The organism is Runella sp. R5_40 (assembly GCF_057652295.1).
The window spans coordinates 570163-579596 of the sequence record NZ_JBYFCH010000002.1 but is presented as its reverse complement, the minus strand read 5'-3'; the positions used below and the strand labels follow the sequence as shown (position 1 = coordinate 579596).

Genomic DNA, 9434 nt, shown 5'->3' with positions numbered 1-9434 from the left:
CTCGGTGGTGCATCACCAGCAAAAATATGACAAAAATTATACTCGCACGCTTGCATAAACCATAGAAATCCGTGCGGTAGAAAAAAGGTAATATCCCTACCCATGAAGCCCCGTAGGAGTGGGTATAAGGGACGTTAATTTGTCACGCTGTAAGCGTCTAAATCATTGCGAGAAAGGAGTCATGCGTTAAAAACGCATCTTTCAGAGGTTCGCGTTTTAAAAGCAAACCAGCTTTGTGAATTTAGTAGGTAGTGTATATTAAATTCATCTTTCGTTATCCCTGATAAAAATCACTGAATTGAGCAAGCGACATGAGAGCTATTTGTGGAAAACTTATGTCTGGTAAAACGTTAAAATGACCATCGTTAGTCACTAAAAGTGCACCAGCGGCAAAAGCACAATCGCAATACTTGTTATCATCAGGGTCATTAGCAATGAGTTTCAAATCATAGTAGATTTCGTATTTTTCAACGAATGGATGAACCATCAAAAAATTGAGCACGTTTTCAGCAACAAAAACGCTTGCTTTTTGCTCTAAAATTTCACGGTACTCCAACAAAATATCATTTGAAACACAGAGTATTAAATCGCCTGCAATAATGGCATCAAAAATCCAACGAAACTGGGATTTCTTGCCGATGATAGCAATGAAGATATTGGTATCAATGACTACCTTTAAGGCGGTTGTGCTCATTTGTCCAGTCAGTCATGTCTTGTTCGGTCAAACCTTGTGCTTCCCATACTTCATCCATGGCCTCGGTAGCTTTTTGGGCAAAGTAGTTGCTAAGCATCCCTTTTATTTCCAACAATTGCTCATCGCTTAGGTTATTGGCGTATAGTTTGAGCAACTCCGCTTGTAAGTTGCTCATGGGTTTTGTTTGATTAGCCGCCATAAGAATTAGTGATTTATTTTAGACGAAAATACAGCGTAACCTCAAATTATCCTAATTATCCCCCTTTTGTCACGCTACAAGCGTCTGAATTCATTGCGGGAAAGGAGTTATGCGTTACAGACACATTTTTCAGAGGTTTGTCTCGGATGCGTTCGGGCTCAAACCAACCAATCATCCAACAGCCCCAGCGGGGCGAAATCTTAGTAGAAAAAGAGCGATTATCCACACCTCATCTTTTAAACACATTTTTTCGATGCCATTCAAAATTAGCCAACGACGGCCAAAAATCCTTGTCATTGGGAAGTACGATTGTCTTACCCTCCATTTTTGAAAAACTGTACTCGCTCTGAGTGTTTTCCTTAAAGGATGGGGAAAGTATCACTTCATAGCTATCATTGATTGAAATCAAGCCTCGGTCAAAAGCGCGGTGTAAATTGGGACAAAGCGCGATACCGTTGGTTAGGCTGTTGTCAAAACTTTTGGCAAATGGTACAATGTGACAAGCATCTACCATTGTAATCGTAAATAAAGCCGAAACCCGAAGCCCTGATAAACAGCATGATTCGTTGTAAATTTTCACCACTTCTCGCCTAAAAATTGTGCCTCGGTTATACACTTCTACTTGGTAAGTTTCGGCATCAAGCTGTTTTTTAAGGTTCAATAACTTGGTTTTGTAAGAAAACGATGGCTCGTAAACTTCATTTCGCAAATCGTTAAAGTAATTATCTTGTTGATTTTTAATGCTTTGAGGGTATTGATTAGAGAAGTACGTTCCTAGAATTGTCTGTTTCAAAATGGAATGACTTTCTGGATTCAGTAGCAAAGCAGCCAGCCTTGGGTCTATTTCAGCATACGCGACAGCAGCGCTCAAATTGCCAAAACTTCGCATTGAACCTGCATTTTCAATCCAAATTTCACAGCCTGCATTTGGTACGAGTTGCCACCATTTGCCTTTTTCTCCCGTCAAATGATAAAAAGGTAAAGCAAAACGTTGGTCATGTTCTGTTGTTACAAGCTGATTCCAGAATACTGAAAAAGAGTGTGTTAACTCAGGAGTAATCAAAATACGATTATCCTTGATTCGCCCTGATTCATATTCGTGGATGATGGCAAGAAGTAAAATGGGCTTGTGTGGTGCTCCTCCTTTTTTTGAGTCACGATGGAGGTGCTCCAAAGCATTTATGAAATAATTTAGGTGTTGATTATCCATGATTTTACCCTAATTACCCACAAAAAAAGCCGTGAAACTCACGGCTTTTTTTGTGGGGCTGAGTCCCAAATTATTTTTTGCCAGTTACTGCTTTGGCAAATTTAATAAGCTCAGGGCCGTCCATGATGGCGCCTAAGTGCGTGGTAACTAATTTGCCGTTGCCATCCACAAAGAAAAGGGTAGGATAGCCTTCGATGGGGTAGCGGTTGGCCAATTGTGGCCCTTCGCCTATTTCCATGTCTTTTTTCACATTGATGAACGTCGCGTTGAAATAATCGCCGACGTCTTTGCGCGTAAACACATTTTTTTGCATCATTTTACAAGGACCACACCAGCTTGCATAGGCATCAAAAAAGATGATTTTCTTCTCTTTTTTAGCCTTTTCGAGCACCTTGGCCCAAGGCAAATCCACAAATTGAATACCATCTGCTTTAGGGGCAGTGGTAGAAGGTGCAGGCGCAGATGGAGTGGTCGCTGCCATGCCTGTAAACAAAACAGCCGCGATGGCGAGAACAAAAATGAAACGTTGCATCGGTTTAGATAATTAGATTGTCAATTCGTTTGAGCATAAAACGCAAATTTCGTGCAAAATGGTTTGGTCAACCCATAAAACTTACCAAATCAATGAATAACGCACGGTACCGTTGAGCGGTAAAAGCAATTCTTGTTGTCCACCCACATTGCGAACCACGGGCTTACTCTTAGGGTCGATTCGTACAAAATAACTTTGTCCGTTTACTTCATAAAGTCCTTTTTCGAGCTGTGAAATGCTATTACCACTCACCAATCGTACGTAGCCGTTGGGGAGATTTCCGTTGATAGTACGCGTTAAACCGCCATTATCGGGCGTAATTTCGTCGGTAATATCGGCATTATTGAGGCGATAAGTGGTGGTTGGGACACCGTCGGGCGATAAGCGGTATCCTTTGTAGGTGAGCTGCGAGAGAGAGTCGGGCCAAGCCGCATTCATATCGGTCAGCACGGCCCAATCTACCTGTCCTTTGGTCGTTGTTGTGGTGCCCATTGGTGATAAAATTTGCGGTTCACCGCGTTCGTACCACATTTCGGTCACGTTGGCAAAAGGCCCTTTCCAGAACTGCAACAAAGAACCCCAATTGAGGTCTAACGTATAATGTACACCTTCGGGCGTGCCTACCGAAAGGCAGTGGGTGCGTTTGTTTTTTTCGCCTTGGCGTTGGATAAACGAACGTACCAACTCAGCCTTGCCTCCCGTTGTGGTTACTTCGATGGTTGGTATGGGCTGTGGTTCGGGCACCGACGACAATACGTGAAGTGGGTATGGGCGGACGCCTTGGGTCGAAACCATCATGCCTAGCGCAGGGCGGCGCCAGGTAAATTTGTGGAAATCTAAGCGGAACGGATGCGAACCTTTGGTCAAATGTACGGTTGTGGGGACGTAGTTTTGCTGAAAATCATTCCATTGGTAAGGAAGTACTTGTTTTCCATCTATCGCCAACGACGCATTCGACATATAGACAAGCTGAATCAGGTAGTCGCCTTCTTGGGCTACGTCCATGTTTCCTTCATAAACCAAATAAAAGCTATTGTTGCCCATCCCCCATTCTCTGGTCAGGATAGAGGTTGTGTCTTTTTTGAGAATATTTTCACTTAACAATGCCTTTGGGCGGTCGTTTCCTGCTTTGTAAAGGGTGTAAGTGAGGTTTTTTAGGGTCAACGGGTGTGTATCGTTCAACAATTGATAATACACATTTTTAAACGCCACACTGCCAGAGGTTACTTCTAACGCAATGCTAGATTGGGCAGAAGGGGCGGCACTCAAAAAAGTATTTTCTTGAATCACTGACCCGTTGAGGGTTAGTTTTTCTATTTGGGCTGCCGACGTTTTGGTCGGTCGTTTAAATTGAACCAATAATTGTTGCCAAAGTCCAGGCGCTTTACTGGCATTTTGAAGCGGCATTAGTCCTGCTATCGACCCACTTGCGCTACCATCCAGTTTGGCATTTTTCCAACTATCGCTCAGCTGGATGTCATAGCCACCTGGAAGTTTCACGACGGCACTTCCTGCGGGTGACAACATAAAATCAAGTTGTAGAACCACATCTCCTGTGCCTAATTCGGTGGTGGCTTTGGCCGAAGAACTGCCGACCAAAATCCCCGTCGCTTTGTCAGAAAGAGCGGTTGTTTTTACAAAATCTTTTTTGTCGGGGTGCATCGTCACCGCCTGTGCCGACTTCCAGCTTCCTGTTAGTTGGAACGCTCCTCCTTCGTGGGTGGGGAGCTGGGTCATGCCATTTTTTTGGGCATGTACTGAAAAAGCAAAACCGACTGCCAAAAGAAGACAGCCGGCTTGATATGCAATGCGTATTTTCATAGTCAAAAGTGCTTCGGCTTACTTGTTTACCTTTTGCAAAGGTACGTTTGTTTCGACAAACAAACTCCGAAGTACTTAAATTCTACTGCACTTTTACGATTTTTCGTCGCGCTATGCGCCCATTTTGTTCTGCATTTAGGAAATAAACCCCTGGGGTAAGCGTCGTAAAGTCAACTTCGTCTCTGCTGGTGGCGGTTTGTTGACGTAACAAAACGCGCCCGTAGCCATCGGTGACGGTAATCGACGCAGGCGCACCTCCTTGGATTTCGATGGTACAACGCGTTTGAACTGGCACAGGATAGACGCTCAACCAATCGTTTGATTGGTTTGGATTGACCGACAACAACGGGCTGACCGTCAAGGTAAGACGTGAGGTCGCTGGGCCGTTTCCGCAACCGTTGCTAATCGAAACGATACGATAGATGTTTGTTTTGGCAGGACGTACGGTAAACTCAAAAGGCGACACAGTCGTTGAAAACGTGGTGTCTTTCTGAGCCAAGCTATCGCGGTATGTCACGCGCCAAGGATTTTCACCCGTGAAGGCAATCGAAAGTTTGGCGCTTTCATTTTCGTAAATGTTCGATGGGCCCGAAATGGTCGCCGTTGGCAATTCTCGCACTACAATTTGAACAGGGCTTACTTTTCCTTTTACCGTAAAGTTAGAGGCAACCCCAATCACCCGTACAAAGTATGTCCCAGCGGTAGCGGTGGCAGGAACTGTGGCGGTGAGTGGCGTGCTTGAGCCTTCCGTCGAAATCGTTTGGAAGCTTGCGTCGTCGTTTGTCTTCGAGATTTGGACGCGGAATTGGGTATTTGACGGGAAGAAATCCGATGAAAAATACGGTATAGCGAACGTTTGACCCGCACAAACGGTGGTGGCGCTTGGATTACCAACGTCGATGGTGGCTACCCGTACGTTGATAGTAGCACTTCCTGCTGGACTACCTTCACCACAATTGTTGGTAATTTTTGTTACCGTAAAAATGGTAGATTCCAACGGGCTCACGGTGATGTTTGTTGGGTTTTGAGACGACGTAAAGGTTAATCCGTTGGACAATGTGTAAGTCCAAGGGCCTTGGCCCGTAAATGCAATCGACAACGGTGCCGACTGGCCTTGGGTGATGGTGCCTTCGCCGCTAATGGTTGCACTTGGGAGTGGCTGAATGACAACTACAATTTCGGCACGTGGACTCTCACAACCGTTGGTGCCTGTTTGGGTCACATAAAAATTGTAAGTACCTGGCGTTTGTGTCGGTGGAATATTGGGGGTGCTTTGAGGCGTGCCGCCTGTTTTGTTAGTATTGTACCATTTTAAAGCTGTTCCGGTGGCAGACAATGCCTGAGGTGTTGCGTTTTGGCAAGTTACAATCGGTACTTGACTCACTGCTGGCAATGGCGTCGTGCGTACGTTTACCCGAATGTCGGTACGAGGGCCTCGACAGCCATCGCGTAGTTGTAGCACAGAATACGTTCCTTCAAAGCCCGTGTCGGTCGTAATGGTAGGAATAACCCCCGTTTCGCTGCTGTTAGGGTAAATCCAAAGCAACGACTCGCCCGTTCCTTGCACTTTGGCATCCAACTGAATGGCGGGGTCAAACTGACAAAGAAGGTATTCTTGCTTTGCCACTTGTGCAATAGTAGGAAGAGGCTTTACGACTACTTGGACTTGGCTACGCTGGCTTTCGCAGGTATATTGATTGGTCTGCGTAACGTAATAGCTTGTTGTGATGGAGTTATCGGTTGAGTTGTTGGTCGATGGGGTAGGGGCTACGCCGCTTCCACTGCCACCTGTTGCTTCGGTGTACCATTTGATGTTGCTTCCATTCGCGACCAAAGCAGTGGCGTTGGCGGTTGCACAATACACAACTGGTGACGCAGCGGTAGGATTGGCAGGAGTTGGGTTGACAACGAAAGCGAAAGTGGTTGTTTTTCCAGTACAAAGTGATGTTGCAGGAACAACACTAATGGTGGTTGAAACCACATTCTGCGAGTTATTTAAAGCACTAAATCCAGCGGCGATATTGCCCGTTCCTGCCACGCCAAAACCAACGTTGGTAGGAGTTGACCAAGTAAATGTTGTGCTTGGAGTGGCGCTTGTAAACGAGATAGCGTTTCCTTTTTCTCCCGCACAGAGGGTAATGTCTGCGGTGTTACTAACAACTGGGCTTGGGTTTACTGTGATGGTAAAGGTCTTGGCTGTTCCTTCGCAGGTATTGGCAGTTGGGATGACGCTTACCGTAGCGGTTGTGGCAGATACGATAGGGTTTGCTACTGTATAACTTGTGATAGCGCCCGTGCCTGTTGTTCCAAAGCCTACGTTAGCCGTGCTTGTCCAGGCGTAGGTAGTGCCTGAGGTAAGGCTTGTAAAAGAAATAGCGGGGGCTGTTATTGCACCGCAATAGGTCAAATTACTAAGTGTCGTAACAACTGGTGTTGGGTTGGCAGTGACGGTGAAAGTTTTTACTGGGCCCGTACAGGTAGCGGTTTTTGCCGTAACACTCACGGTCGAGATGATAGGTGCTACGCCTGCATTGGCTACCGTAAAAGCGGCAATGTTTCCCGAACCCGACGTTCCAAAACCAACATTGGCCGAAGATGTCCATGTATAAGTACTTCCCGAAGTAGGACTCGTAAAAGCAATGGCGGCGCCTGGGGCAGTGTTACAGTAGGCCACATTGTTTACGGTCGTAACTTTAGGCGACGGGTTTACGGTAATGGTAAATGTTTTAGAGGCACCTACGCAGGTATTGGCTGTAGGCGTAACGGTGATGGTACCCAAAACGACAGAGGCGCTATCCAACGTTGTAAAAGCCGCAATATTTCCCGTGCCCGCCGTTCCGAAACCTACGTTGGAAGTACTTGACCAAGCGTAAGTAGTTCCCGATGTGGAACTGGTAAATGGAATCGCACTGGCACTTGCATTGCCACAATAAACGGCATTCGCAACTGTACCAACAACGGGCGTAGGGTTGACAGTGATGGTGAAAGTTGACGCTGGGCCAGTACATGTTCCTGTACTTGGGGTGACAGTGATGGTACTGATAACGGGGTTTGAGGTAGCGTTGGTAGCGGTATAAGCAGGAATATTGCCCGTTCCCGAAACCCCAAAACCAATGTTTACTGAACTTGACCAAGTGTAGGTCGTTCCTGCAACAGGGCTAGAAAACGTGATGGCTGAAGCCGAAGCTGCATTACAATAGACGGCGTTGGAAATGGCGTTGACCGTTGGGGCAGGATTGACAGTAACAGTAAATGTTTTGGATGCCCCTGGGCAGTTTCCAATGCTAGGCGTAACCGTAACGGTTGCAACGACGGGAGTGGTGCTAGAGCTGGTGGTTGTGTAAGAAGGGATGTTGCCTGTTCCTGACGTGCCAAAGCCCACGTTTGCCGTGCTTGTCCAACTGTAGGTAGTACCTGCCACTGGGCTAGAAAAGTTAATTCCTGCTACTGGAATTCCACCACAAAAAGCGGCATTAGCAACGGTATTGACGCTGGTCGTAGGATTGACAGTCACGCTAAAAGACGTACTGTTTCCTGTGCATCCTCCCACCGAAGGTGTTACCGTAACGGTAGCAACTTGAATACCTGCTCCCGCATTGATTGCTGTAAAAGCGGGAATATTTCCAGTGCCTGAGGTGCCAAAACCGACGTTTACTGAGCTGGTCCATGCAAATGTCGTACCCGCCGAGAAGCTTGTCAATGCGATGGCAGGGTTGCTGGTACCATTGCAAGTAACCACATTTGAAAGGGTGTTGGCTGTAGGCTTATGTTTAACGGTGACAGAAAACGTCGTTGGATTGCCCGCACAACCGCCCACGCGCGGCGTAACTGTAATGGTTGCGGTTACGTCAGCATTGCTATTGTTGTTGGCAATAAACGCAGGGATGTTCCCCGTGCCTGAAGTACCAAAGCCAATGTTAGCCGAAGATGTCCATTCAAACGTCGCCCCTGCGGACGAACTGGTAAAGTTGATGGAAGGGGCTGAGGTATCGTCGCAATAAGAAAGATTGGAAACGGAATTGACGGTGGCATTGGTTGGGTTGACGGTCACGTTAAATGACTGCGCTGGGCCTGGGCATCCGTTGAGATTGGGCGTGACGGTGACGGTCGAAGTCACCGAAGAAGTGCCTGGGTTGGTAGCCGTGAAAGCAGGGATAGAACCCGAACCTGAGTTTCCAAATCCTACGTTTGCCGAACTGGTCCAGGTGAAGGTAGTACCAGCCGTTGGGCTGCTAAAATTAATCGCTGCATTGGCCGTGCCATTACAAACATTGACGTTTCCCACGGCGTTGACCGTTGCGACGGGGCGAATGGTCACGTCAAAACTGGAGGCAAGTCCTACGCAGCCATTGACCGAAGGGACAACGGTCACATTGGCAGTGACGTTTGACGTTCCATTGTTGACGGCGGTAAAGTTAGGGATATTTCCTGAACCCGATGTGCCAAAGCCAATGTTGGTGGAACTCGTCCAAAAGAACGTTGCACCAGCACTAGAGCTGCTAAAAGAAATACCACTTACACCTGCCCCACTACAAGCAGTTACATTGCTTACGGGATTGACAGTGGCAACGGGGTTGACCGTAAATGACGCACTACCTGCCGAAACAGTCAGCCCTGAAGTGACGCGTATTTTGTAGCCTGAGCCGGCACTTGTACCCACGGGGATATTGGCCGAAATGGGGCTAGCGTTGCCCGAGCCAATGACGTTGGGAGTAGCAGGGAAGACCCCTGCAGCGTCCGATAGCTGTACCGAAAAAGTAGGAGTTCCTGCAAAGCCTGTTGCACTAAACGACACCCGTACTCCTTGTCCAGCGCAATAGCCACCCGCAGGGATGACACCCGACGTACTGGTGACTATAACGGAGCTAATACTTTGAGCTGCACTCTCAAAAATTACCCCACAAACCAGCAAAGCGGCGCAGCTTAGAAAAAGTAGTTTTTTGAACATAATCCGTTAATGTATTGATTTTGATAAAAA

6 protein-coding genes are annotated in these 9434 nt (G+C 47.0%); all 6 read right to left on the bottom strand.

The genetic code is table 11. The features are described from left to right. Positions 1-274: 274 nt before the first annotated feature. The 6 genes from AC23N5_RS07190 to AC23N5_RS07165 all read right to left on the bottom strand — a co-directional run bounded on the left by AC23N5_RS07190 (position 275) and on the right by AC23N5_RS07165 (position 9404). Entirely contained in the window at positions 275-694 is a 420-nt protein-coding gene (locus AC23N5_RS07190; protein ID WP_183974488.1) for a putative toxin-antitoxin system toxin component, PIN family, read from the bottom strand. Further along, positions 663-869 carry a hypothetical protein gene (locus tag AC23N5_RS07185; RefSeq protein ID WP_229601343.1) on the bottom strand — a complete coding sequence of 69 codons (207 nt, stop codon included), beginning with the start codon at positions 867-869 and terminating at the stop codon, positions 663-665. The genes AC23N5_RS07190 and AC23N5_RS07185 overlap by 32 nt, the downstream gene beginning before the upstream one ends. Before the next feature lie 253 nt (positions 870-1122). Then, the gene (locus AC23N5_RS07180; RefSeq protein WP_487755019.1) at positions 1123-2103 is read right to left on the bottom strand and encodes an HNH endonuclease; all 981 of its coding nucleotides are present in this window, start codon (positions 2101-2103) and stop codon (positions 1123-1125) included. A 70-nt stretch (positions 2104-2173) separates the two neighbouring features. Then, entirely contained in the window at positions 2174-2635 is a 462-nt protein-coding gene (locus AC23N5_RS07175; RefSeq protein WP_028525936.1) for a thioredoxin family protein, read from the bottom strand. An 81-nt stretch (positions 2636-2716) separates the two neighbouring features. Next, entirely contained in the window at positions 2717-4456 is a 1740-nt protein-coding gene (locus AC23N5_RS07170) for a 3-keto-alpha-glucoside-1,2-lyase-like domain-containing protein (RefSeq protein WP_487755018.1), read from the bottom strand. A gap of 82 nt (positions 4457-4538) precedes the next feature. Then, positions 4539-9404 carry a PKD-like domain-containing protein gene (locus tag AC23N5_RS07165; RefSeq protein ID WP_487755017.1) on the bottom strand — a complete coding sequence of 1622 codons (4866 nt, stop codon included), beginning with the start codon at positions 9402-9404 and terminating at the stop codon, positions 4539-4541. Between the last annotated feature and the right edge of the window lie 30 nt (positions 9405-9434).

Bases quoted from the DNA above. Each gene is read 5' to 3' on its own strand.
- AC23N5_RS07190 (WP_183974488.1), bottom strand. From the start codon at position 694: ATGAGCACAACCGCCTTAAAGGTAGTCATTGATACCAATATCTTCATT.
- AC23N5_RS07185 (WP_229601343.1), bottom strand. From the start codon at position 869: ATGAGCAACTTACAAGCGGAGTTGCTCAAACTATACGCCAATAACCTA.
- AC23N5_RS07180 (WP_487755019.1), bottom strand. From the start codon at position 2,103: ATGGATAATCAACACCTAAATTATTTCATAAATGCTTTGGAGCACCTC.
- AC23N5_RS07175 (WP_028525936.1), bottom strand. From the start codon at position 2,635: ATGCAACGTTTCATTTTTGTTCTCGCCATCGCGGCTGTTTTGTTTACA.
- AC23N5_RS07170 (WP_487755018.1), bottom strand. From the start codon at position 4,456: ATGAAAATACGCATTGCATATCAAGCCGGCTGTCTTCTTTTGGCAGTC.
- AC23N5_RS07165 (WP_487755017.1), bottom strand. From the start codon at position 9,404: ATGTTCAAAAAACTACTTTTTCTAAGCTGCGCCGCTTTGCTGGTTTGT.